The sequence below is a fragment of the Brevibacterium pityocampae genome (assembly GCF_039541555.1).
GTDB classification, from domain to species: Bacteria; Actinomycetota; Actinomycetes; order Actinomycetales; family Brevibacteriaceae; genus Brevibacterium; species Brevibacterium pityocampae.
The window spans coordinates 205,084-227,756 of record NZ_BAABGL010000006.1 but is presented as its reverse complement, the minus strand read 5'-3'; the positions used below and the strand labels follow the sequence as shown (position 1 = coordinate 227,756).

Annotated in this window: 25 protein-coding genes; 19 read left to right on the top strand and 6 right to left on the bottom strand. The window is 72.3% G+C overall.

The genetic code is table 11. The annotated features are described in order from the left end of the window. Positions 1-13 precede the first annotated feature (13 nt). Positions 14-712, top strand: coding sequence for a histidine phosphatase family protein (locus ABD883_RS07155; RefSeq protein WP_345031038.1), 699 nt, complete (start codon positions 14-16; stop codon positions 710-712). 34 nt (positions 713-746) lie between these two features. Here ABD883_RS07155 and ABD883_RS07150 read toward each other — a convergent pair whose 3' ends face one another. Further along, positions 747-1,574 carry an undecaprenyl-diphosphate phosphatase gene (locus ABD883_RS07150; RefSeq protein WP_137319707.1) on the bottom strand — a complete coding sequence of 276 codons (828 nt, stop codon included), beginning with the start codon at positions 1,572-1,574 and terminating at the stop codon, positions 747-749. A gap of 108 nt (positions 1,575-1,682) precedes the next feature. Here ABD883_RS07150 and ABD883_RS07145 point away from each other — a divergent pair, with 108 nt between their 5' ends. Continuing rightward, entirely contained in the window at positions 1,683-2,585 is a 903-nt protein-coding gene (locus ABD883_RS07145) for an aldo/keto reductase (protein WP_265809345.1), read from the top strand. Positions 2,586-2,624: 39 nt separating this feature from the next. Here the strand turns inward: ABD883_RS07145 and ABD883_RS07140 are convergent, their stop codons facing one another. Beyond that, a complete protein-coding gene (locus ABD883_RS07140) occupies positions 2,625-2,963 on the bottom strand; it encodes a hypothetical protein (protein ID WP_345031035.1) in 339 nt (112 codons plus the stop codon). Positions 2,964-3,074: 111 nt separating this feature from the next. Between ABD883_RS07140 and ABD883_RS07135 the strand changes: the two genes are divergently transcribed. The 3 genes from ABD883_RS07135 (at position 3,075) to mshC (ending at position 5,755) form a co-directional block, all read left to right on the top strand. After that, entirely contained in the window at positions 3,075-3,641 is a 567-nt protein-coding gene (locus ABD883_RS07135) for a DUF3090 domain-containing protein (RefSeq protein WP_137319704.1), read from the top strand. Continuing rightward, positions 3,641-4,456, top strand: coding sequence for an SCO1664 family protein (locus tag ABD883_RS07130; protein ID WP_345031032.1), 816 nt, complete (start codon positions 3,641-3,643; stop codon positions 4,454-4,456). Before ABD883_RS07135 ends, ABD883_RS07130 begins: the two co-directional genes overlap by 1 nt. Positions 4,457-4,522: 66 nt before the next feature. Continuing rightward, complete coding sequence (mshC, locus tag ABD883_RS07125) at positions 4,523-5,755, top strand: cysteine--1-D-myo-inosityl 2-amino-2-deoxy-alpha-D-glucopyranoside ligase (protein ID WP_345031030.1); 1,233 nt, start codon at positions 4,523-4,525, stop codon at positions 5,753-5,755. Positions 5,756-5,786: 31 nt separating this feature from the next. Here the strand turns inward: mshC and ABD883_RS07120 are convergent, their stop codons facing one another. Then, positions 5,787-6,617 carry a proteasome assembly chaperone family protein gene (locus tag ABD883_RS07120; protein ID WP_137319701.1) on the bottom strand — a complete coding sequence of 277 codons (831 nt, stop codon included), beginning with the start codon at positions 6,615-6,617 and terminating at the stop codon, positions 5,787-5,789. A gap of 25 nt (positions 6,618-6,642) precedes the next feature. On the opposite strand from ABD883_RS07120, the gene ABD883_RS07115 reads away from it, so the two are divergent. After that, positions 6,643-7,311 carry an HAD family hydrolase gene (locus tag ABD883_RS07115; RefSeq protein WP_345031026.1) on the top strand — a complete coding sequence of 223 codons (669 nt, stop codon included), beginning with the start codon at positions 6,643-6,645 and terminating at the stop codon, positions 7,309-7,311. Between the two features lie 16 nt (positions 7,312-7,327). Here the strand turns inward: ABD883_RS07115 and ABD883_RS07110 are convergent, their stop codons facing one another. Then, a complete protein-coding gene (locus tag ABD883_RS07110) occupies positions 7,328-8,149 on the bottom strand; it encodes a RecB family exonuclease (protein WP_265809340.1) in 822 nt (273 codons plus the stop codon). A gap of 69 nt (positions 8,150-8,218) precedes the next feature. On the opposite strand from ABD883_RS07110, the gene ABD883_RS07105 reads away from it, so the two are divergent. The 3 genes from ABD883_RS07105 (at position 8,219) to arc (ending at position 12,254) form a co-directional block, all read left to right on the top strand. Continuing rightward, the gene (locus tag ABD883_RS07105; protein WP_345031021.1) at positions 8,219-9,406 is read left to right on the top strand and encodes a site-2 protease family protein; all 1,188 of its coding nucleotides are present in this window, start codon (positions 8,219-8,221) and stop codon (positions 9,404-9,406) included. 68 nt (positions 9,407-9,474) lie between these two features. Then, complete coding sequence (locus ABD883_RS07100) at positions 9,475-10,584, top strand: tRNA (adenine-N1)-methyltransferase (protein ID WP_345031019.1); 1,110 nt, start codon at positions 9,475-9,477, stop codon at positions 10,582-10,584. Further along, the gene (gene arc, locus ABD883_RS07095; RefSeq protein ID WP_137319696.1) at positions 10,581-12,254 is read left to right on the top strand and encodes a proteasome ATPase; all 1,674 of its coding nucleotides are present in this window, start codon (positions 10,581-10,583) and stop codon (positions 12,252-12,254) included. Before ABD883_RS07100 ends, arc begins: the two co-directional genes overlap by 4 nt. A 30-nt stretch (positions 12,255-12,284) precedes the next feature. Here the strand turns inward: arc and ABD883_RS07090 are convergent, their stop codons facing one another. Beyond that, positions 12,285-12,662: a DUF3054 domain-containing protein gene (locus ABD883_RS07090; protein ID WP_137319695.1), complete on the bottom strand. Its 378-nt coding sequence runs from the start codon at positions 12,660-12,662 to the stop codon at positions 12,285-12,287. Between the two features lie 104 nt (positions 12,663-12,766). On the opposite strand from ABD883_RS07090, the gene dop reads away from it, so the two are divergent. From dop to ABD883_RS07055, 7 genes are read left to right on the top strand one after another with little or no spacing between them, the layout of a single operon-like run. Further along, positions 12,767-14,317 (top strand): depupylase/deamidase Dop, encoded by a 1,551-nt coding sequence (gene dop / locus ABD883_RS07085; protein ID WP_345031016.1) that lies wholly within the window; start codon positions 12,767-12,769, stop codon positions 14,315-14,317. Position 14,318: 1 nt separating this feature from the next. After that, positions 14,319-14,513 (top strand): ubiquitin-like protein Pup, encoded by a 195-nt coding sequence (locus tag ABD883_RS07080; RefSeq protein WP_137319693.1) that lies wholly within the window; start codon positions 14,319-14,321, stop codon positions 14,511-14,513. Next, the gene (prcB, locus tag ABD883_RS07075; protein ID WP_137319692.1) at positions 14,510-15,316 is read left to right on the top strand and encodes a proteasome subunit beta; all 807 of its coding nucleotides are present in this window, start codon (positions 14,510-14,512) and stop codon (positions 15,314-15,316) included. Before ABD883_RS07080 ends, prcB begins: the two co-directional genes overlap by 4 nt. Next, positions 15,313-16,074 (top strand): proteasome subunit alpha, encoded by a 762-nt coding sequence (gene prcA / locus ABD883_RS07070; protein ID WP_137319691.1) that lies wholly within the window; start codon positions 15,313-15,315, stop codon positions 16,072-16,074. Before prcB ends, prcA begins: the two co-directional genes overlap by 4 nt. Then, a complete protein-coding gene (pafA, locus tag ABD883_RS07065; protein ID WP_295687282.1) occupies positions 16,071-17,543 on the top strand; it encodes a Pup--protein ligase in 1,473 nt (490 codons plus the stop codon). Before prcA ends, pafA begins: the two co-directional genes overlap by 4 nt. Before the next feature lie 59 nt (positions 17,544-17,602). Then, positions 17,603-18,559 carry an FKBP-type peptidyl-prolyl cis-trans isomerase gene (locus tag ABD883_RS07060; protein ID WP_247424612.1) on the top strand — a complete coding sequence of 319 codons (957 nt, stop codon included), beginning with the start codon at positions 17,603-17,605 and terminating at the stop codon, positions 18,557-18,559. A 52-nt stretch (positions 18,560-18,611) separates the two neighbouring features. Beyond that, the gene (locus tag ABD883_RS07055; protein ID WP_247424609.1) at positions 18,612-18,986 is read left to right on the top strand and encodes an FKBP-type peptidyl-prolyl cis-trans isomerase; all 375 of its coding nucleotides are present in this window, start codon (positions 18,612-18,614) and stop codon (positions 18,984-18,986) included. Positions 18,987-19,067: 81 nt separating this feature from the next. On the opposite strand, the gene ABD883_RS07050 is transcribed toward ABD883_RS07055, so the two are convergent. Next, the gene (locus ABD883_RS07050; RefSeq protein ID WP_345031011.1) at positions 19,068-20,222 is read right to left on the bottom strand and encodes a DUF3866 family protein; all 1,155 of its coding nucleotides are present in this window, start codon (positions 20,220-20,222) and stop codon (positions 19,068-19,070) included. A 40-nt stretch (positions 20,223-20,262) separates the two neighbouring features. Between ABD883_RS07050 and ABD883_RS07045 the strand changes: the two genes are divergently transcribed. From ABD883_RS07045 to tatA, 3 genes are read left to right on the top strand one after another with little or no spacing between them, the layout of a single operon-like run. Further along, positions 20,263-21,321, top strand: coding sequence for a helix-turn-helix transcriptional regulator (locus ABD883_RS07045; RefSeq protein ID WP_247424603.1), 1,059 nt, complete (start codon positions 20,263-20,265; stop codon positions 21,319-21,321). Beyond that, on the top strand, positions 21,318-22,292 hold the full coding sequence (locus ABD883_RS07040; RefSeq protein WP_247424601.1) for a WYL domain-containing transcriptional regulator: 975 nt from the start codon (positions 21,318-21,320) through the stop codon (positions 22,290-22,292). The genes ABD883_RS07045 and ABD883_RS07040 overlap by 4 nt, the downstream gene beginning before the upstream one ends. A gap of 35 nt (positions 22,293-22,327) precedes the next feature. After that, positions 22,328-22,612: a Sec-independent protein translocase subunit TatA gene (gene tatA, locus ABD883_RS07035; protein ID WP_247424599.1), complete on the top strand. Its 285-nt coding sequence runs from the start codon at positions 22,328-22,330 to the stop codon at positions 22,610-22,612. The last annotated feature ends 61 nt before the right edge of the window (positions 22,613-22,673 follow it).

Sequence of the window (22,673 nt, the reverse complement as noted above, 5' to 3'; positions counted from 1 at the left end):
CTAGCCTGGGCGCATGGTCCACATCGTCCTCGTCAGGCACGGCGAGAGCTCGGCGAACGCCGCCGGGATCCTCGCCGGCCGCACGCCCGGCGTGTCGCTCACCCCGGCCGGGGAGCAGCAGATCCGCGGCCTCGCGGAGATCTTCCCGTTCCGCACCGTGACCGAGGTGCGCTGCTCCACGGTGCAGCGCTGCCGCGAGACCGCTGCGCTGCTCCTGACCGGGATCACCGCGCCCGGGGTGCGCGAGGCGCCCGAGTTCGCCGAGGTCGACTACGGGACGTGGTCGGGCCGCCGGCTCGCCGAGCTCAAGGAGCTCCCCGAATGGCAGCGGGTCGCGCGCTCGCCGTCGTCGATGGAGTTCCCGGGGGGCGAATCGCTGCGCGATGCCGCCGCCCGCGCCGTGACCGGGGTCGACGCCTTCGTCGCCGACCTCCGTGCCCGTCAGGTGCCCGACGCCGGAGCGGGGGATGCAGGGGGAGCGGGCGGGACGCGGGTGCCGGTGGGCGTCGTCGTGGCGCACGGCGACATCATCAAGGCGGTGCTCGCCGCCGCGCTCGACATGCCGCTCGACGCGTTCCAGCGGATCGCCGTCGCACCCGGCTCGCTCAGCGTCGTGACGTACCCGGAGACGGGCTACCCGACGGTCACCGCGATGTCGGTGACGGCCTCCGGCCGCACGGGTGAGGCGGGAGCCGTGGGCGGCGGCCGCTGAGCGCACCCGGCTCGGACCGCCGATCCCGCCGGAATCAGACCGCGGAGAGCACTCCGGTGCCGAGCAGCACGAACACGAGGAGGCCGAGCGCCACCCGGTACCAGACGAAGATCGCGAACGACTTCGTCTGGATGAACTTGAGGAACCCGACGATGACGACGTAGCCGACGACGAAGGACACGGCGGTCGCGAGGACCGTCGGACCCCAGCCGAGCACCATCGGCTCGCCCAGGCTCTTGACGAGCCCGTAGAACCCCGAGGCCATGACGGCCGGGACCGCGAGCAGGAACGAGTAGCGGGCGGCCGACTCGCGGGTGAATCCCATGAGCCGGCCGGCGATGATCGTGCCGCCGGAGCGCGACACGCCCGGGATGAGCGCCATCGCCTGGGCGAGGCCGTAGACGATGCCCTGCCCCCAGGTCATGTCCTCCAGGCCGCGCTCGCGGGAACCGACCCGGTCCGCGATGCCGAGGATGATGCCGAACACGATGAGCATCGCGCCGGTGATCCAGAGGTTGCGCAGCACGCTGTCGATCGCGTCCTGGAACGCGAGGCCGAGCACCCCGATCGGGATCGAGCCGAGGATGATGAGCCAGCCGAGGCGCGCCTGCGGGTCGCCCTTCTCCCGCCGTCCGACGAGCGAGGCGCACCAGGAGCGGATGATCCCGACGATGTCGCTCCAGAAGTAGACGAGGACCGCGGTCTCGGTGCCGATCTGCACGATCGCGGTGAAGAACGCCCCCGGGTCCTCGCCCGGCAGGAGGAACTCGCCGACGATCCGCAGGTGGGCCGACGAGGAGATCGGGAGGAACTCGGTGAGTCCCTGGACGACGCCGAGCACGGCAGCGATCAACCAGTCCATCAATGTCCTTCTTCGCAGGAGACGTCGCCCCGAGGGGCGACGAGGCGGCCTCACCTGCACGGGAGGCCCAGACCAGGGTAGTCCTCCGGTCGGGTAACCTCAATGAATATGCGCATCAACCGTGTGGGAACGTCAGGTCTCGAGGTCTCCGAGCTCGGTCTGGGGACTTTCGAATGGGGGCACCGCGTGAGCGCGGAGACCGCCCAGGAGCTCGTCGACGCCTACGCGGAGGCGGGCGGGACGGTGCTCGAGCTGCCGTCCTTCGCCTCCCCGGCCGCCGAGGTCGTGGGGAGCCTGAGTCTTCCCTCCGAGATCGCTCTCATCGCTCGTGTCGGGGTCGATGTCGACACCCGCGGCGCGCGCCTGTCGCTCGGCCGCCGCACGATCCTCACCCAGGTCGAATCGCTCCTCCGGCGGACCGGCCGCGATCGCCTCGATGTGCTCGTCCTCGAGGGCTTCGACGCCCAGGTGCCGCTCGCGGAGACCGCCTCGGCGCTCGATACCGTGCTGCGCAGCGGGGCGGTGGTCCACGTCGCGGCGGCCCACCACACCGGTTGGCAGCTCGCGGTGCTGCGCGCCGCCGGGATCCCCCTCGTCGCGGCCCTGTCCGAGCTCTCGCTCCTCGACCGCCGTGCCGAGAGCGAAGTGCTGCCGGCAGCGGAGTACCTGGGGATCGGCGTCATCGCCGGTTCCGCGCTCGGCCGCGGGATCCTGCCCGGCCGATACGCCACCGGGGTGCCGCGCGACTCGCGCGCCGCCGGTGCCGGACGCGAGTGGGTGACGGAGAAGCTCACCGCGGAGTCGGAGCAGGTCATGGCCGGGGTGACGAAGGCCGCCGCCGGGCTCGGGGTGTCGCCGCTCGATGTGGCGCTCGCCTGGAACCGGGCGCTGCCGGTGGCGTGCTCGCTCGTCGGTCCGCGCTCGGTCGCGCAGCTGCGCGAGATCCTCGACAGCGAGTTCGTGCTCGAGCCGGAGATCCGCGACGCGCTCGATCAGATCTCGGACCCCTGAGGCCGGCGGTGCGGCTCGCCGTGGAGTGACGCTGTGCGCTCAGCGCGCGGAGTCGTCGTCCTCGTCGTCGAAGTCATCATCATCATCATCGTCATCGTCATCGTCGAAGTCGTCGTCCTCGAGATCGTCGTCCTCGTCGTCATCGTCCTCGTCGTCATCGTCCTTGGCGTCCTCGACGTCGTCGAAGAGCTCGAACGGGGTGACCTCGTCGAACGCGGTGTAGAGCGCGTCCTCGTAGAGCTCGAACGCGTCGGCGAGCGCCATGTAGCTCGCCTCCACCCGCGGGTCGGTGTCGGAGGTGCGGTGCGCGGCTGCCGCGTAGTGCTCGCGAACAGCGGAGAGGAAGTCTTCGAGTGCCACGTGCGGTTCAAGGCTCATGCCCCAAATGTACCCCCACCCGGCGCACCGGCGTAACCCTTCCGGGTCGCGGTCCGTCCGGGCGTCATCCCATGTGAAGCGGTGCGGGAGGCCGTGTCATAGGCTGGGGGCATGGCTGCGCAGGTATTCGATCATCCCGCCCCGGACAGGTTCGTCGTCGGGACCGTCGGGCTGCCCGGCGAGCGGACCTTCTTCCTCCAGGCCCGGACCGATCAGCGGGTGACCACCGTGACGCTCGAGAAGGAGCAGGTGGAGATGCTCGGGGAGCGGATGAACGAACTCCTCGACCTCGTCCGCTCGAAGTCCTCGGATCCCCAGTCGATCCCGCTCGCACCGCGCGAGGAGCTCATCGACAACGCCGGTCTCAGCGTGCCGGTCGAATCGGAGTTCCGGGTCGGCACGATGAGCCTGGGCTGGGACACCGTCGCCGAGCACATGGTCGTCGAGTGCTTCGAGTTCACCCGCACCGACGCCGAATCCGGGACGAGCGCCGAGCCCGACGACGAGTCCGAGGACCGCGATCGGCTGCGCGTGGTGCTCAGCGCGGCCCGCGCCCGCGAGTTCTCCCGCCGCGCCGACCAGGTCGTCAACGCCGGTCGGCAGGACTGCCCCTTCTGCTCTCTGCCCCTCGACCCCGAGGGCCACATCTGCCCGCGGGCCAACGGGGTCGCCCGCTGATGTCCTCGGCACAGGCGGTGCGCGACCTCCTGCTCTCCGGTGCGATCGAGCAGCTCGGCCGCATCCCCGGTGCCTCGAACGACACCCGCCTCGTCACCGTCGCGGACGGCGACGCGGTGCTGCGTGCGGTGTACAAGCCGACAGCGGGGGAGCGACCGCTCCACGACTTCCCGCTCGGCTCGCTCGCCGGGCGCGAGGTCGCCTGCTCCGTCCTCGCCGCGCACTGCCCGTTCGTCGAGGTCCCGCCGACCGTGCTCCGGGAGGACCTCCCGTCCGGCCCCGGCTCGCTCCAGGCCTACGTCGAGTCCGCCGGCGATCCCGAGGACCTCGTCACGGTGTTCGCCCCGGACGCCGTGCCCGCCGGCTGGGCCCCGGTCCTCCGCGCCGTCACCGCCGAGGACGAGGAGGTCGTCGTCGCCCACGGGCTGACCCCGGCCCTGCGCGGGCTCGCGCTCTTCGACGTCATCACGAACAACGCCGACCGCAAGGCCTCCCACGCGCTCCACGGCCACTACCATCCCGCTCCCGGCGTGGAGCCGCTGCTGTTCGGGATCGACAACGGGCTGTCCTTCCACGTCCGGCCCAAGCTCCGCACGATCCTCTGGGGCTTCGCCGAGGAGCCGCTGACCGCGGGGGAGCGGGATGCGCTCGGCGCCCTGCTCGCAGCGCAGGACGAGCTCGCCGCCGCTCTCGCCCCGGTCATCGCCGCGGCGGAGATCGATGCGCTGTTCGAGCGGATCGCGGGCCTGCTCGTGCACGGCCGGATGCCGGGGGTGCCGCACACCCGCACCCCGATCCCGTGGCCGCCGCTCTGAGTCCGCGCGGCGCTCTGCGCGCACCCGGCTTTGCCCGGTCTCGACCGGGCTGTCTATGGTTGAGTGGTGAAAACCTGGTCAGCACCCGCAATCCCTGAGATCGGCACCGTCGGCGACGCCCCCGTGGTCTTCTGCACCTCGGCCCGCGGCCCCGTGTCCTCGCCCCGGAAGCAGGCCGAGGCCCGCCTCTACGTCTGCGGGATCACCCCGTACGATGCGACGCACCTCGGACACGCCGCGACCTACGTCGCCTTCGACGTGCTCGTGCGAGTGTGGCGCGACGCCGGGATCGCCGTGAACTACGTGCAGAACACCACCGACGTCGACGATCCGCTCCTCGAGCGCGCCACAGCGACCGGGGTGGACTGGCAGGAGCTCGCCCGCGAGCAGACCGAGCTCTACTTCGCCGACATGGAGGCGCTGCGGGTGATCCCGCCGGACTCCTACATCGGAGCCGTCGAATCCGTCGACCGGATCGCCGCGGCCGTGCAGCGGCTGCTCGACTCCGGCGCGGCCTACCAGCTCGACAGCGGCGACGTCTACTACCGGATCGCGACCGCGGTCCAGCCGCCCTTCGGCACGATCTCCGGCTACGACCGCCCCACCATGCTCGAACTCTTCGCCGAGCGCGGTGGCGACCCGGACACGCCGGGCAAGGAGGATCCGCTCGATGCACTCCTGTGGCGCGCCCGGCGCGACGGCGAGCCGAGCTGGGACGGCGGCGACCTGGGACCGGGTCGACCCGGCTGGCACATCGAGTGCGCCGTCATCGCCGAGGAGTACGTCGGCCTGCCGCTCAGCGTGCAGGGCGGCGGCAGCGACCTGATCTTCCCGCACCACGAGATGGGTGCCGCCCACGCCTCGGCGCTCACCGGCACGGAGCTCGCGCGCACGTACATGCACACCGGCATGGTGGGGCTCGACGGCGAGAAGATGAGCAAGTCGAAGGGCAACCTCGTGTTCGTGTCCGCGCTGCGGGCCGAGGGCGTGGACCCGATGGCGATCCGGCTCGTGCTCCTCGCCCACCACTACCGCAGCGATTGGATGTACGAGGACGCGCACCTCGCCGGGGCCGCCCGTCGCCTCGAGGCATGGCGGGAGGCCGCCGGCCGCGCCTCCGGGATCCCCGCGGCCGAGGTCATCGCCAACCTCCGCCAGGAGCTCACCGACGACCTCGACTGCCCGGCAGCGCTGTCCGTCGTCGACGACTGGGCCGCCGCCGCGGGCAGCGGACCGGCCGACGAGGACACCGCGCGCATCCGGGACGCGATCGACGCCCTGCTCGGCGTCGTCCTCTGAGCCCTGCCCGGCCCGCCGGCGCGGGTTCTGCTCAGTCCTCGCGCCGACGCCGGTCGAGGTAGCGCTCGAACTCCCGCGCGATCGCCTCGCCCGAGGCCTGGGGGAGCTCGGTGGCGTCTGTCATCCCCTCGATCCGGGCGACGTGCTCGGCGAGGTCCTCGTCGCTGTCGACGAGCGCGTCCGTGCCGGTCTCCCACGCCCGGGCCTCGTCGACGAGCTCGTGCTGGTCGACGACGAGCCCGGTGAGGTCCTCGAACGCGCCGAGCATCGCGAGGACCGCCTTGGGCGATGGGCTCGAGGCGGCGTACGCCGGCACCGCGACCCACTGCGAGACGGTCGGCAGGCCCGCTTCCGCGAGCGTCGTCGCGAGCACTCCGAGGATCCCGACGGGCCCGGTGTACTCGCTGCGCTCGATCTCCGGCTCGGCGGCCAGCTCGGGATCCTCCGCGGTCGTCGACACCGGCAGCGGCCGCGTGTGCGTGACGTCGGCGAGGAGCGAACCGAGGAGCACCACCCGGTCGCCCTCGGTCAGCCGTTCCCGGACCCGGCCGATGTACTCCTGCCAGCGATAGGACGGCTCGGTGCCGATGATCACCTCGATCTCCAGACCGGTGCCCGGCACCGTGCCGGTGTGGGTGGTGCAGCCGGGCCACTCGATGTGCGGGCCGTCGGCATCGCGGGTGAGCACGGGGCGGATGAATGTCATGTCGAAGTAGTCGTCGCCGGAGAACAGGGTGCGCCCCTGGAGTCCCCAGACCGCGACGAGGTGGCGCGCGGTGTCGACGGCGGCCTCCCCGGCGTCGTTCCAGCCCTCGAAGGCGATGACGACGAGCCGGCCCGGGCCGGATGGCAGAAAACTCATGGATCCAGATTACGCTGGTGCGCATATGGACACCTTCGCTGCGGTCCTCTGGGACATGGACGGGACCCTCGTCGACACCGAACCGTACTGGATGAGGGCGGAGACCGACCTCATGCACGCCCACGGCCTGAACTGGGACGAGGAGAAGGGCCTCCTCATGGTCGGCAACGACCTGCTGACCTCGGCCCGGATCCTCGTCGACCACGGCCTGCCGCTGCCGCCGGAGGAGATCGTCGAGATCCTCCTCGACGCGGTGATCGAGCAGGTGGCCGAGCACGTGCCGTTCCGCCCCGGGGCCCGCGAGCTCCTCGACGCGCTCCATGCCGCCGACATCCCGTGCGCGCTCGTCACGATGTCGTACCGGCGGCTCGCCGAGGCCGTCGTCGCGGCCTGCCCGCCGGGCAGCTTCCGCGCACTCGTCACCGGCGACGAGGTGCCCGCCGGCAAGCCCGATCCCGCCCCCTACGTGCTCGGCGCCGAGGCGCTCGGCCTGGCTCCGGAGGACTGTGTCGCGCTCGAGGACTCGATCCCCGGGCTGACGAGCGCAGAGGCCGCCGGCACGCTCGCGCTCGGCGTCCCCCACCTCGTCCCCATCCCGGAGGCCCCGGGACGGGTGCTCCTGCCCGGGCTCTCCGGGATCAGCCCGGTCGAGCTGCGGGAGATCGCCGGGAGGATGCGCTCCGGGCGCATCTGAGCCCCCGCGACCCGGATCAGCTCAGCAGGTCCGTCCCTGCGATCGCGGTGATCGGCGGGGGCTCCGGCGGGGTGTTGCCCCAGGCCGGGCACAGCGGCTTGAAGTGGCACCACCCGCACAGCGGCGACTTCCGTGCCCGCCACCGGCCCGAGCGGGCGCTGGCGGTGATGTCGTCCCAGATGCCGAGCACCTCCGCCTCGGTGCGCTCGACGTCGGCGAGCGTCGGGTGGAAGCTCTTGATCGAGCGGCTGCCGAGGTACATGAGCTGCAGGGTGTGGACGAGGACCCCGTCCATGCGATGCCGCAGGAGTGCGTAGAAGCGCATCTGGAACTCCGCCTCGCGCCCGTACTGCGGCTTGGGCTGCTTGCCGGTCTTGTAGTCGACGAGCCGCACCTGCCCGCCCGGGGCGACGTCGACCCGGTCGATGAAGCCGCGCAGCACGAGTCCGCTGTCGAGGGTGACGGAGACGAACCGCTCCCGCTCCGCCGGTTCGAGCCGGTCGGGCAGTTCGAGCCCGAAGTACGCCCGCAGCAGCTCGGTGCTCTCCCGGAACAGGACGTCGACGGCCTGCTCGTCCGGGTACATCGCGGCGACCTCCGGGTCCTTCGCCGCGAGTGCGGCGTACCGGCCGGGCAGCAGACCGGCCGCGGTGTCGAGCGTGCGCTCGGCGGCCGGTGCATCGAAGAGCTGCTCGAGGACCGCGTGGACGAGGGTGCCCTTGAACGCGGCCGGCGAAGGCGGCTCCGGCAGCCGGTCGACGGTGCGGAACCGGAACTTGAGGGGGCACTGCACGAAATCGTTCGCCCGGGACGGGGAGAGTGCTGCGAGTTCGACCATGCCTGCACTCTACCGAGGGGTGCGGACACGGCACCCGGCACCGGCCTCACGCCCGTTAGGATGGACCCCATGTCGGACACCACCTCAGCGCGTCGCGCGCCCGGAGCGTCGCGCGGCCTGCACCTCGGGCGCGTCCTCGGCGCACCGGTGCTGCTCGCCTGGTCGTGGTTCCTCGCCGCCGTCGTCATCACCGTGCTGTTCCGGCCGTGGCTCGCCTCCGTCCGCCCCGACCTCGGCTGGGGCACGTGGCTGGTCGCCTTCGCCTACGCCGTGCTCCTGTTCGGCTCGGTGTTCCTCCACGAGCTCGCCCACGCGGTGGCCGGTCGCGCATCCGGGCAGCGGGTCGCGGCGATCGAGCTCAACGTGTGGGGCGGCCTCACCCGCTTCGAGCCGCGGATCGAGGAGGACTCCGTCCGCGCGGCGACGACGAGCTTCGTCATCTCCATCGTCGGCCCCGTGGTCAACCTCGTGCTCGCCGGGATCGGCTGGGGAGCGGTGCAGTTCACCGAGGTCTGGTCGGTGCCCTGGCTGCTCCTCATGGCGCTGACCTTCGCCAACCTCGCCCTCGGCGTCATCAACCTGCTGCCCGGCATCCCGCTCGACGGCGGCTGGGCGCTCCAGGCGCTCCTCTGGCGCGCCACCCGCAGCCAGTACCGCGGCACCATCGTCGCGAGCTGGGTCGGCCGCCTCATCGCCGTGGCTTTCGTCGCCTGGTCGCTGCTCACCCCGCTGCTCGCCGGGCGCCGCCCCGACCTCGTCACCGTGCTGTGGATGAGTGCGATCGCGATCATGCTCTGGGTCTCCGCCGGGGACGCCGCCACCCACGCCAAGCGCGCCCGGCGGATGGAGACCTACGACCTCTCCCGTGTGATCCAGCCGGCGATCGCGGCGACCGGGGACGCCGACGTCGAGCAGACGCTGGCCTTCGCCGACCGTGCCCTCACCGGTTCGGGACCCGGTGCCGCGCGCCCGGTCCCGCTCATCGTGGTCCTCGACGAGACCGGGCTGCCGTTCGGTCTGCTCGATCGGCACGCGGCCTCGCAGGTCATCGCCGCGCCCGGTCCGCCCGCCCAGGTCAGGGACTTCGTGAGGCCCTTCGGCGCGTGGATCGGGGTGCCCCGCGACATCACCGCGCCCCACCTCCTCGAATCGCTCACCCACCGGCCCAAGGCCGAGTTCTGCCTCGTCATGGACGGCAGCACGCTCACCGGGGTGATCGATCTCCAGGAGTTCTTCGACGAGCTCCTCGCGGACTGATCCGCCGGGGTGTCCGGTCCTCGACCCGCCCGCGCGCCCGTGCCGGGCGGACGACTAGAGTGGAGCCGATGACTTCCACCGATGACCCCAGCGGCCCCGTCCGCACCGACCCCGCGTCGACCGGCGCGGCCGCCCGCCGCGGCCCGCTGCGCATCGGCGACAAGGTGCAGCTCACCGACCCCAAGGGCCGCCTGCACACGATCGCGCTCGAGCCGGGTCGGCAGTTCCACACCCACAAGGGCTCCATCGACCACGACGAGCTCATCGGCGGCGCCGAAGGCACGATCGTCCACACCACCGGCGGCGTGCCCTACCAGGTGCTCCGCCCGCTGCTCGAGGACTTCGTGATGTCGATGCCGCGCGGTGCCGCCGTCGTCTATCCCAAGGACGCCGCCCTCATCGTCACCCTCGGCGACGTCTTCCCCGGGGCCACCGTCGTCGAGGCCGGGGTCGGCTCCGGCGCCCTCACCCTCTCCCTCCTGCGCGCCGTCGGGGACGCCGGGCGCGTCCACTCCTTCGAGCGCCGCGGGGAGTTCGCGCAGATCGCCGCGGGCAACATCGAGGACTTCTACGACGGCCCGCACCCCGCGTGGCGGCTCACCATCGGCGACCTCGCCGAGGAGCTGCCCGCGCAGTTCGCACCCGGCACCGTCGACCGCGTCGTCCTCGACATGCTCGCCCCCTGGGAGTGCCTGCCCGCGGTCACCGCCGCGCTGGCCCCCGGGGGCGTGCTCGCCTGCTACGTCGCCACCGTCCCGCAGCTCTCCCGCACCGCGGAGGCGCTCCGCGAGTCCGGGGACTGGACCGAGCCCCGCGCGATGGAATCGATGCTCCGCGACTGGCACCTCGAGGGCCTCGCGGTGCGCCCCGAGCACCGGATGATCGCCCACACCGGTTTCCTCCTGTTCGCCCGCCGCCTGTCCGCCGGCACGAGTCCGCTCGAGCGCCGCCGCCGCCCGCAGGGCAGCGAGCCGAGCGCGGAGGACCGGGCGGCCTGGGAGGACGGCGAGATCACCGCCCAGGCGATCGGCACCCGCGAGGCGACCGGCAAGAAGCTGCGCCGCGTCATGCGCGAGGCCGGCTCCCGCAGCCGCATCGCCGAGCGCACCCGGCCACCCGGGGCCGCCCCGGGCGCCGGCACCCCCAGCATCGACCGCACACCGGAGGAGGACACATGACGGAGGACCACCGGACCGCCGAGCTCAGCGCGGTGCGCAAGGACGCCGCCCAGCTGCGCCAGCAGCTGTTCAACGCCTCGAAGCGCAACGACGCCCTGTCCCGCACCCTCAAGACGGCGCGGGAGGAGCTCGTGCGGATCCGCACCGAGGCCGAGCGCCTGTCCGAGCCGCCGAACTCCTTCGGCACGGTGCTCGCCGTCGTCGACGGCCCCGCGGACACCCGCGCGCTCGACGTGCTCGTCTCCGGCCGTCGGATGCGCGTCGCGATCACCCCCGACCTCGACGTCTCCACCCTCGTCCCCGGCGCCGACGTCCGGCTGTCCGAGGGCCTCGTCGCCCTCGAAGCGGTGGGCTTCGCCGACGCCGGCACCGTCGTGCCGGTGCGCGAGGTGCTGCCCGACGGACGGATCCTCATCGGGGCGCCGGGCGACGACGAGCAGATCCACCGCCTGTCCGGACCGCTGCGCTCCGAGGGCGTGCGCCCGGGCGACGCGGTGCTCGTCGACACCCGCACCCACTTCGCACTCGAGAAGGTCGAGAAGCCCGAGGTGGCGTCACTCCTGCTCGAGACCGTGCCGGACATCTCCTACAACGACATCGGCGGCCTCGAGGACCAGATCGACATGATCCAGGACGCCGTCGAACTGCCCTTCGAGCACCCCGACCTCTACACCGAGCACGGGCTCAAGCCGCCCAAGGGCATCCTCCTCTACGGCCCGCCCGGCTGCGGCAAGACGCTCATCGCGAAGGCTGTGGCGAACTCGCTGGCCCAGCGCCGCGCGGGGGAGGGGACCCGGTCCTACTTCCTCAACATCAAGGGCCCGGAGCTGCTCGACAAGTACGTCGGCGAGACCGAGCGTCAGCTCCGTCTGATCTTCTCCCGCGCCCGGGAGAAGGCGACCGCCGGTTCGCCCGTCGTCGTGTTCTTCGACGAGATGGAGTCGCTGTTCCGCACCCGCGGCACCGGCAAGTCCTCCGACGTGGAGACGACGATCGTGCCCCAGCTGCTGAGCGAGATCGACGGCGTCGAGCGGCTCGACAACGTCATCGTCATCGGTGCGTCGAACCGTGAGGACCTCATCGATCCGGCGATCCTGCGGCCCGGCCGGCTCGACGTCAAGATCCGGATCGAGCGGCCCGACGAGCAGGCCGCCGCCGACATCTTCTCGAAGTACCTCACCGCCGATCTGCCGCTCCACGCCAGCGTCCTCGAGTCCGCCGGGGGCTCGCGCGCCCAGGCGGTCGAGCAGCTCATCACCGCGTGCGTCGAGCGGATGTACGCGCGCACCGCGCGCAACGCCTTCGTCGAGGTCACCTACGCGACAGGCCAGAAGGAGCTGCTCCACTTCGCGGACTTCGCCTCCGGGGCGATGATCTCCAACGTCGTCGACCGTGCCAAGAAGCATGCGATCAAGTCCCTGCTCGCCGACGGGGAGCGCGGCCTGACCTGGGAGCACTTCGAGCGTGCGATCGGCGAGGAGTTCTCCGAGCACGAGGACCTGCCGAATACGACGAACCCGGACGAGTGGGCGCGGATCAGCGGGAAGAAGGGTGAGCGCATCACCCACCTGCGGATGGTCCAGCACGAGTTCTCCGGTGCGCCGCTGGGCACGACGCCGCCCGGCGGCGGAGACGTCGTCACCGTCGAGGGCGACTCCGGCCTCGTGTGAGGCCGGGCCACCGCGTCCGGAGCCCGGGCCTCAGCGCCCGGAGCGTCCGGCGACGGCGGTGGCGATGAGCCGCCAGCCGACGAGCGTGACGAGGTTGAGCGAGGCGGCGACGACGACGAACGGCCCGGCCGTGCCCTCACCGGTGAGCGCGCGCACGACGAGTCCGAGGAGCACCGTCGTCGCCCACACGCCCACCCCGGTGCGCAGCGGCGCCAGCGGCGCCGCCCACACGGCGTTGAGCAGCCAGGCGGCGAGCAGCCCGAGCACGAACGGCCAGGCGGTGCCGATGATCCCGTCGACGTCGAGGTTCTGCGCGTGCGTGTAGTAGCCGACGATGGTGAACAGCACCACGAGCACGAGGTCGACGACGAGGGCGATGAGCAGGTGTGATTTCTTCTTCGCGGCCACACGAGCAGTGTAATGGGCGCGGGGGTGCGCGCACGTCCTAGAGTGGGGAGCGGACAGGCACCGGCCGCACCCGCACGCCGGATCCGAGGAGAGGAGATGACGACATGCTCAGGGTCGAGAGGATCATGGGGGCGGAGACCGAGTTCGGGATCTCCCAGCCCGGCAACCCGCACGCCAACCCGATGCGGGACTCCGCGCGCGTCGTCGACGCCTACGCGGGACCGCGCGGGCTCAAGTCGAGCCAGAGCTTCTGGGACTTCGAGACCGAATCGCCGCTCGCCGATGCCCGCGGCTTCCTCATGAACGTCGCCGACGCCCACTCCTCGCAGCTCACCCACCTGCCGCAGGCCGAGCCCGAGGCGCAGTACCTCGCCAATGTCATCCTCCCCAACGGGGCGCGCCTCTACGTCGACCACGCCCACCCGGAGTACTCCTCCCCGGAGACCCTGACACCGCGCGACGTCGTGCGCTGGGACCGCGCCGGGGACCTCGTCGCGCTCGCGGCCGTCGAATCGCTGGCCGCCGGGCCCGAGCCGGTCAACCTCTACAAGAACAACACCGACTCCAAGGGCTCCTCCTACGGCGCCCACGAGAACTACCTCGTCGATCGCGCCGTGCCCTTCGACGACATCGTCACCGGCATCACCCCGTTCTTCGTCACCCGCCAGATCCTCTGCGGCGCGGGCCGCGTGGGGATCGGCGTGCACGGCGACACGCCCGGCTACCAGATCTCCTCCCGCGCGGACTTCTTCGAGGCCGAGGTCGGACTCGAGACCACGCTGCGCCGCCCCATCGTCAACACCCGCGACGAGCCCCATGCCGACCCCACCCTCTACCGGCGCCTCCACGTCATCCTCGGCGACGCCACCCTCGCGGAGCCCGCGACCCTCGTGCGCTTCGGGACCACCTCGCTCGTCCTCGGCCTCATCGAGTCCGGCGCGGTGCCGCACCTCGAGCTCGCCGACCCGCTCGACTCGCTGTGGACGGTGTCCCACGACCTCACCCTGTCCACCCGCCTGCCCCTGGCCGACGGCTCGGCCCTCACCGCGCTCGAGATCCAGCGGATCTACCTCGATGCCGCGCGGACCGCCGCCGGGCCGGACCCGGATCCGGACACCGCCGAGGTCCTCGCGGAGTGGGAGCGGTTCCTCGACGCGCTCGCCCGCGACCCCTTCGAACTCTCCGACAGCATCGACTGGGTCGCGAAGCTCGCGATGCTCGAGCAGTACCGGACGCGGGAGAACCTGCCCTGGGACCACCCGAAGCTCGCCCTCATCGACGTCCAGTACCACGACGTCCGGCCGTCGAAGGGGCTGTTCCACCGGCTCGAATCGGCCGGCCGGATCACCCGCCTCACCACCGCCGAGGAGGTCGCCGCCGCCCTCGACACGCCGCCGGAGGACACCCGCGCCTGGCTCCGCGGCCGCGTGGTGGCACGCTTCACCGCCGAGCTCGTGTCCGCGAGCTGGGACTCGCTCATCCTGTCGACCGGCGGCGAGGCGCTCGTCCGCCTGCCGCTGCGCTACCCGCTCAAGGGCACGCGCGCGCTCGTCGGGGCCGCGATCGAGGAGGCGGAGTCGCCGGCGGCGCTGCTCGCCGCCCTCGGAGTCACTAGACTCGGGGGAACAGCCCACCGAGACAGCAGCGAGGTATGAGATGAGCAGCGGCCAGGAGCAGATCCGCACCACCCGCAAGGACGACGTCGAGCCGGTCGACGCACCCGTCGCCGCGCAGGCGCAGACCCAGGTGAATACCGAGGCGGTCGACTCGATCCTCGACGACATCGACAGCGTGCTGGAGTCGAACGCCGAGGAGTTCGTCCGCAACTTCGTCCAGAAGGGCGGCCAGTGACTCCCGGCTTCGACCCCGCCTACCTGAGCTCGACGACCAACTCGTTCATCGCCTTCGCCCGGGCGACCGCCCCCGAGGTGCTGCCGTTCGGCGAGAGCGGTGCGCAGCTCCCCGCCCCGCAGGTGCCCGAGGGCACGACGATCGTGTCGTTCAAGACCGCCACCGGGGTGCTCATGGCCGGCGACCGGCGCGCGACGATCGGCAACGTCATCGCCAGCCACACCATCGAGAAGGTCCACGCCGCGGATTCGACCTCCGTCATCGGCATCGCCGGCACCGCCGGGCTCGCCCTCGAGCTCATCCGGCTGTTCCAGCTCGAGCTCGAGCACTACGAGAAGATCGAGGGCACCCCGCTCTCGCTCGTCGGCAAGGCCAACCGGCTCGCCTCGATGCTGCGCGCCAACCTCGGCCTCGCGATGCAGGGCCTCGCGGTGGTGCCGCTGTTCGCCGGCGTGGAGCCCGGCGCCGACCACGGGCGGATCTTCAGCTTCGACGTCACCGGCGGGAAGTACGAAGAGGTCAACTTCCACTCGATCGGATCCGGCTCCGGGTTCGCCCGGGGGGCGCTGAAGAAGCTGTGGAGCCCCGATCTCGACTCGCCGGCGGCGATCCGGGTCGCCGTCGAGGCGCTCATCGACGCCGCCGACGACGACTCCGCCACCGGGGGACCGGACTTCATGCGCCAGGTCGCCCCCGTCGTCCACCTCGTCGACGCCGCGGGCACCCGGCAGGTGCCGCAGTCGGAGGTCCTCGACATCGCCACCGCCGTGGTGGCCACCCGCGCGGAAGGAGAGCGCGCATGAGCCAGCCGTTCTACGTCTCACCCGAGCAGCTGATGAAGGACCGGGCGGAATTCGCCCGGAAGGGGATCGCGCGCGGCCGCTCGGTCGTCGTGCTCCGCTACGACGAGGGCATCGTCCTCATCGCCGAGAACCCGTCCTCGACGCTCCACAAGATCGCCGAGATCTACGATCGGATCGGCTTCGCGGCCGTCGGCAAGTACAACGAGTTCGAGACCCTGCGGCAGGCCGGGGTGCGCTACGCCGACCTCCGCGGCTATTCCTACGACCGGGCCGATGTCACCGCGCGCGGCCTCACCAACGCCTACGCGCAGACCCTCGCCGGCGTCTTCACCACCGAGTCGAAGCCCTTCGAGGTCGAGATCGTCGTCGCCGAGCTCGGCGTCACCGCCGCCGGGGACCGCCTCTACCGGCTGTCCTACGACGGCTCCGTGGCCGACGAGAACGAGCACGTGGCGATCGGCGGCCAGGCCGACGCGATCTCCACCCAGCTCTCCGGCGTCCACACCGCCGACCGGCCGCTGCCCGCGGTGTTCGCGCTCGGCGTGCGCGCCCTGTCGCCCGCCGACGGGGCGCCGATCCCCGTCACGAGCATCGAGGCCGCCGTCCTCGACCGGACGACCGGCAGCCACCGCACCTTCCGCCGCCTCGACGACACCGCGATGGCCGAGCTGCTCGCCCTCGCCGCGGGCACCGACGCGCAGCCGGGCACCGACGCGCAGCCGGGGAGCACGCAGCCACCGGCGGAGGACGCACAGTGAAGCGGATCTTCGGCCTCGAGACCGAGTACGGCATCGCGTTCACCCAGGGCGAGGGGAGGCGCCTCGGGCCCGAGGAGATCGCCCGCTACCTGTTCCGACCGGTCGTCGAGTGGGGCCGGTCCTCCAACGTGTTCCTCCCCAACGGCGCCCGCCTCTACCTCGACGTCGGCTCCCACCCGGAGTACGCGACCGCCGAGTGCGACGTGCTGCCCGATCTCCTCGCGCAGGACGCCGCCGGGGACGCGATCATGGTCGATCTCCTCGCCCGCGCCCAGGCCGCGATGGCCGCCGACGGGGTGGACGGCACCGCCCACCTGGTGAAGAACAACACCGACTCCGCAGGGAACTCCTACGGCAGCCACGAGAACCTCCTCGTGCGCCGCTCGATGGACTTCACCCACCTCACCTCGGTGCTCCTGCCCTTCCTCGTCACCCGGCAGCTCATGGTCGGCGCCGGGGCGGTGATCCCGCGTGCGGTCGCCACCGACCTCCGGCCGGCCGACTCCAACCGCGCCGCCCCGCACAGCCCGCACACCGCTCCCACCGATCCGGGCAGGGACCTCGTCTACGGGCTGTCGGCCCGCTCCGACGTCATGTGGGAGGGCGTGTCCTCGGCCACCACCCGCTCCCGGCCGATCATCAACGCCCGCGACGAGCCCCATGCCGACGCGGAGAAGTACCGCCGTCTCCACGTCATCGTCGGCGACTCCTCGATGACGCAGACGACGACGGAGCTCAAGGTCGGCTCCGCCGCGCTCGTCCTCGACCTCATCGAGTCCGGCGCCCCGATCCGCGACCTCAGCCTCCGCAACCCGATCCGCGACATCCGGCACGTCGCCCGCGACCTCACCGGCCGACACGTCCTCGAGCTCGTGTCGGGGGAGCGCCTCACCGTGCTCGAGCTGCTCTCGATCTACCTCGAGCGGGCCCGCGCGCTCGTGGCCGCCGGCGACCACAGCCTCGGCTCCGACGCGTCCGCCGCGCGGGTCATCGACCTGTGGACGCGGATCCTCGCCGCCGTGGAGAGCGGGGACTTCACCGGCGTCGACACGGAGATCGACTGGGTCATCAAGCGCGGCCTCGTGCAGCGCTACCTGCAGCGCTCCGAGGCCGGGCTCGCCGACCCGCGGATCGCGCGCCTCGACTTCGCCTTCCACGACCTCACCCCGGGGTCCGGCATGCTCGCCCGCCTCGAGGCCGCGGGGCTCGCCGCCCGTGTGGTCCCCGAGGACACGGTGCGCGCCGCCGTCGACGCCCCGCCGGCCACGACGCGCGCGGCGATCCGCGGCCGGTTCGTGCGCGCGGCGCACGCGGCCTGCCGCGACTTCACCGTCGACTGGGTGCATCTGCGGCTCAACGACCAGCTCCAGCGCGCCGTCGTCCTCAAGGACCCGTTCGCGGCATCGAACGACTCCGCCGACGCACTCATCGCGGGGCTGGGGGAGGCTCCGGGCGAGCACTCAGTGTGAGCCGCTAGGATCGTGGGGGCTCTTCGCCCTGCCCTGCCCCTCGTGGAAAGGACGCCTTCGTGCGCACCACTCTCATCAGTGCCCTGAGCATCGCCGTGCTGGCCCTCGCCGGCTGCGGCGACTCGGGATCGGATCCGGCCGGCGAGACCCAGGCGGTCTCCACCGCCGAGGCCAAGACCACCTCGCTCGACGGCGTCACCGTCGAGGGCGAGCCCGACGCCGAGCCGACGGTGTCCTTCGAAACCCCGCTCGTCATCGAGGAGTCCGCGCACACCGTGCTCTCCGAGGGCGACGGCGAACCGGTCGCCGAGGGACAGCAGGTCACGGCGAACATGACGATGGTGTCCGGGACGAGCGGTGAGGTCATCGAGTCGAGCTATCAGGCCGAATCGCCGTCGGGCTTCCCGATGGACACCGCGCAGATCAACCAGGCGCTGTTCGACGCGCTCGTCGACGTGCCGGTCGGCTCCCGCGTGCTGCTGAGCCTCAACGGCAGCCCGCAGTCCGGGCAGCCTGCCGAGACCCTGATCTACGTCGTCGACCTGGTGAGCGCCGAGGAGATCCCGGAACCGCTCGAACGCGCCTCCGGTGAGCCGCAGGAGCCCGCCGAGGGCCTGCCCGAGGTGTCCACCGACGACGCCGGCGTCCCGAGCATCACCCAGCCCGAGGGCGACGCCCCAGCCGAGCTCGTCGTCGAGCCGACGATCCTGGGGGAGGGCGCGGAGGTCTCCGAGGGCCAGACCGTGAGCGTCCACTACTCCGGCTGGCTGTGGGACGACGCCTCGCAAACCTTCGACTCGAGCTGGGACCGCGGCGAGCCCTTCGCCGTCGAAGGCGTGGGCGCGGCCCCCGTCATCGACGGCTGGAACGAGGCGCTCATCGGGCAGAAGGTCGGTTCCCAGATCCTCGTCGTGATCCCGCCGGAGAAGGGCTACGGGGCGCAGGGCTCCCCGCCGTCCATCCCCGGCGACGCCACCCTCGTGTTCGTCATCGACATCCTGTCGGCCGTCGGCTGACCGGCAGCCGCCGCACCCATCCACCATCTCCCGTCCCGGAAGGACAGCAGACATGGCCAAGAGCAAGCCCGAGATCGATTTCCCCGGCGACCAGCCGCCCACCGAGCTCGAGATCGTCGACGACGAGATCGGCACCGGTGCCGAGGCGAAGGCCGGCGACACCGTCGCCGTCCACTACGTCGGCGTCGCCCACTCGACCGGTGAGGAGTTCGACTCCTCGTACAACCGCGGCGCCCCGCTCGAGTTCCGGCTCGGCGTCGGCATGGTCATCGCCGGCTGGGACCAGGGCGTGCAGGGGATGAAGGTCGGCGGTCGACGCACCCTGCGGATCCCGCCGCACCTCGCCTACGGCGACCACGGCGCCGGCGGCGTCATCGCCCCCGGGGAGAGCCTGATCTTCGTGTGCGACCTCGAGAACGTGCGCTGACACCGCGCTCGCAGCGGCACTGAGCCGAGACCGCGCACGGCGCCGTCGTCCGCCCCCTCCGGGCAGGCGACGGCGCCGCTGTCATCCGGCGAGCGCGCGGGCCGCCCAGCGCCCGGCGGCCGCGGCGGAGAGGAACGAGGCGGCATCCGCGGTGAGACCGCGGCCCATCGTCGACAGCCGGACGGGGGAGCCCTCGAGCGCTTCGAACAGCCCGTCGAGCTCGACGTCGACGAGCGTGTGGGCGGTGAGTTCGGCGCGCTGGGAGGCGAGCGCCTCGGCGACGATCCGCGGGTCGGGGTCGCACGCGGCCGCCACGGAGTCCGGCAGGGTGGCGAGGCCGGGCAGCGGCACCGTGCAGCCCGGTCGAGCGCCCCGGCCGACTGCGGTGAGCGTGTGATGGGAGATCCCGAAATGGCGCCCGCGGGCATCGGCGTTCGACATCCGGGCCACCGCCACGGGCAGCCCGCCGAGCAGCGCGGCGGCGTCGAGGTGGTCGCCGACGACCATGCCGGAGAACCCGAACGGGGTCCCGGTCCCGAGGTTGCCCGGGCCCTGGCTGACGATCGTGATGTCCGCGCCGGCGACGTGGCGGGCCGCGAGCAGGGCGGAGTGGACGGTGACGGCCTCGTGGTCCCCGCCCCACGCCTGGCCGACGCTCAGCGTGTCGGCGAGCCAGCCGGCCTCCTGCAGCCCTGCGACCGCCTGGGAGAACGGCAGCGGGAGCGCCGCCCCGTCGGTCATCGCATAGGCGACCCGCAGCTCCGGGTCCTCCGCCCGGATCCCGGCGAGGATCGCGGGCAGCGCCGAGTGGAGGTCGGCGACGAGCACCGGCATCCCGTCGATGCCCGTCGCCCGGGCGAGCGTCGCATGGTGCTCGGACTCCTGGTCGTCGACCCCGAGCACCATCGTCTGGGTGGGGGAGTAGCGGTCCTTGACGAGGTGCCCCGGAGCCGGAGGCGGGTCCGCGGGGAGCGCCTCGGGCAGGGCGACGACGAGCGCGAATCCGCCGGTGCCGAGCCCGCGGGCGAGGGCGGAGACGTTGAGGATCACGGTGTCGCCGGGCTCCGGGGTGCCGACGAGCCCGGTGTAGGCCACTGCGCGGACCTCTCCGGCACCGGTTGCCCCCGGGCTGCCGTCAGCGCCCGGGAGGGGTTCGGTGAGGGCCGCGCGGACCTCCCTCACCCCGGGCCGATCGCTGCTCACGGACACGACATGCGCACGACGCCAGTGGATCATATGCCCACCGTACCCGGTGCGTGCCTGTAGCGTGGTGGGCGTGAACGATGCCGACAGCCGCGTGCGCGAGCAGACCGAGCGGATCCTCAACCTGCTCATCGCGCTGCGCGCCGCCTCCGGGTGGATCGACCGCGATTCCCTCAAGGCGTGCATGGACGAGTACGCCGGCCTCAGCGACGCCGCCTTCGACCGCGCCTTCTCCCGTGACAAGCGCCTGCTCCGCGACCTCGGGATCGAGATCAGCACCGCGACCTGGGACGACGAGTTCACCGGACGCAACGGCTACGGTTACCGGATCACCTCCGACGACTACGAGCTGCCCGAGATCGACCTCACCCCGCAGGAAGCCGCGGTGCTCTCCGTCGCGAGCCGCTTCTGGCAGGACTCGGCGCTCGGCGAGGCGAGCGGGCGGGCGCTCCACAAGCTCCGGGGTCTCGGCATCGACCTCGCCGAGAGCACGGACCCGCTGCCTGCCCGGATGCGGTTCGGCACCGAGACCTTCGCCGCGGCGCTGTCCGCGGTGAACGCCCGGCGCGCCGTGCGCTTCTCCTACCGCAAGCCCGGCGGCGTCGCCGGGGAGCGGCGGCTCGAGCCCTATGCGCTGCTCACCCGCGGCGACCGCGTCTACCTGCTCGGCCGCGACCTCGACAAGGAGGAGATCCGGACCTTCCGGCTCTCCCGCATCTCCGGCACCCTCTCCCGAGTGCACGGCCGGAAGGACGGGGACTACACGGTGCCGGAGGACTTCCGGCCCGGCGACTGGTTCCGGCCGGTCCACGCCTCCGGAGCGAGCACGACCGCGCACCTGCGGCTGCGACCCGGCAGCGGCGACCCGCTGCGCCGCGCCGGCACGCCCGCCGGCACCGACGATGCCGGCTGGGACCTCCTCGCACTCGGCTACGACGATCCGGAGGAGCTCGCCGCGACGCTGGTGGGCTTCGGGCGGGCCGTCGAGGTCGACTCGCCCGCCGACCTCGCCGACGCCCTGGAGCGGATGCGCGGGACCACGCTGGCGGCCCTGACCGCCGCACAGGACGCCCCCGTGGCACCGAGCACACCCGTGGAGACCGAGGCACCCGACACGGAGGAGCGCGCATGACGACGACCGCCTCGACGCGCCTCGCCCGCCTGCTCGGGCTCGTGCCCTACCTTATCGAGAACCCCGGCGCGGATCTTCACCGGACCGCCGCGGTGTTCGGCGTCACCGTCGCCGAGCTCGTCGACGACCTCGAGCTCCTCTTCGTCACCGGCCGGCCCGGCCGCATGCCCGACGACCTCATCGAGGCGAGCTGGGAGGACGGCCGCATCCACCTCGGCAACGCCGACGAGGTGTCCGTGCCCGTGCGTCTCACCCGCGATGAGTCGACGAGCCTCCTCGTCGCCCTCGACTACCTCGCCTCGCTCGATCCGGACCGCCAGGCCGCGATCGCCTCCACCCGGGACAAGATCCGCACCGCCGCCGGACTCCAGGACGAGCGGCCGAGCATCGACGTGGGCGTCCCCGAGCTCGACCGGGAGCTCGCCGCGGAGATCCGCGGCGCCGCGGCCGCCGGCACCGGCCTGGACATCCGCTACTACGTGCCCTCCCGCGACGAGCTCACCGCTCGCACCGTCACCCCGCGCTCCCTGCGGCTCACCGGGCAGTGGTACATGGACGCCTACTGCCACACCTCCGGCGGGGAGCGGTCCTTCGCCGTCGACAACATCCGCAGCGCTGCCCCGACGACAGCACCCGCCGCCCCGCCCGCGCCGACGGACGAGGCCGATGCGGGCTCCGGAGCCGGTGCCGGCCCCGATGAATCCGGCACCGCGGTCACCCTAGCGCTCGCCCCGGCGGCGGCCTGGCTCGCCGACGAGCTCGATCCGCTCGACCGCGCCCACGACACGCACGGCCCCGGCACCGTGACGATGACGCTCCGAGTGCTCTCCGACACCTGGCTCACCCGCCTCCTGCTCCAGCACGGGCGTCACGTGCTCGCCGTCTCCCCTCCCGAGGCCGCCGACGGTGCCATCTCAGCGATCGCCGGCACCGCTCCGGGCGCGGATGATTCCCACGTCGGCAGGGACTAGACTGGATCCCTGAAACCGCTTCCTGAGGAGTCCGCATGCGCCCCGAGCCGATCCACATCATCATCCTGCTCGTCGTCATCCTGCTGATCTTCGGCGCGCCCAAGCTCCCGATGATCGCGAAGAACCTGGGCAAGTCGATGAAGATCTTCAAGTCCGAGGTCAAGGATCTGCGCAACGACGACGACCGCGGCACCGCCGAGCGGCACGAGATCACCGACGCCCCCGAACGTCCCGCAGACCCGACCCGGTCCGCCGAGCGCACCGCCGAGCCCGTCGATTCCACCCGCACCCCCGGCGACGAGCAGCGCCCCCGTCCCTGACCGGTGGTGAAGATCTCCCGTCCCGGCGGTCTGCCGGGAGGCGGCCGTGCCCGTGCGGCCA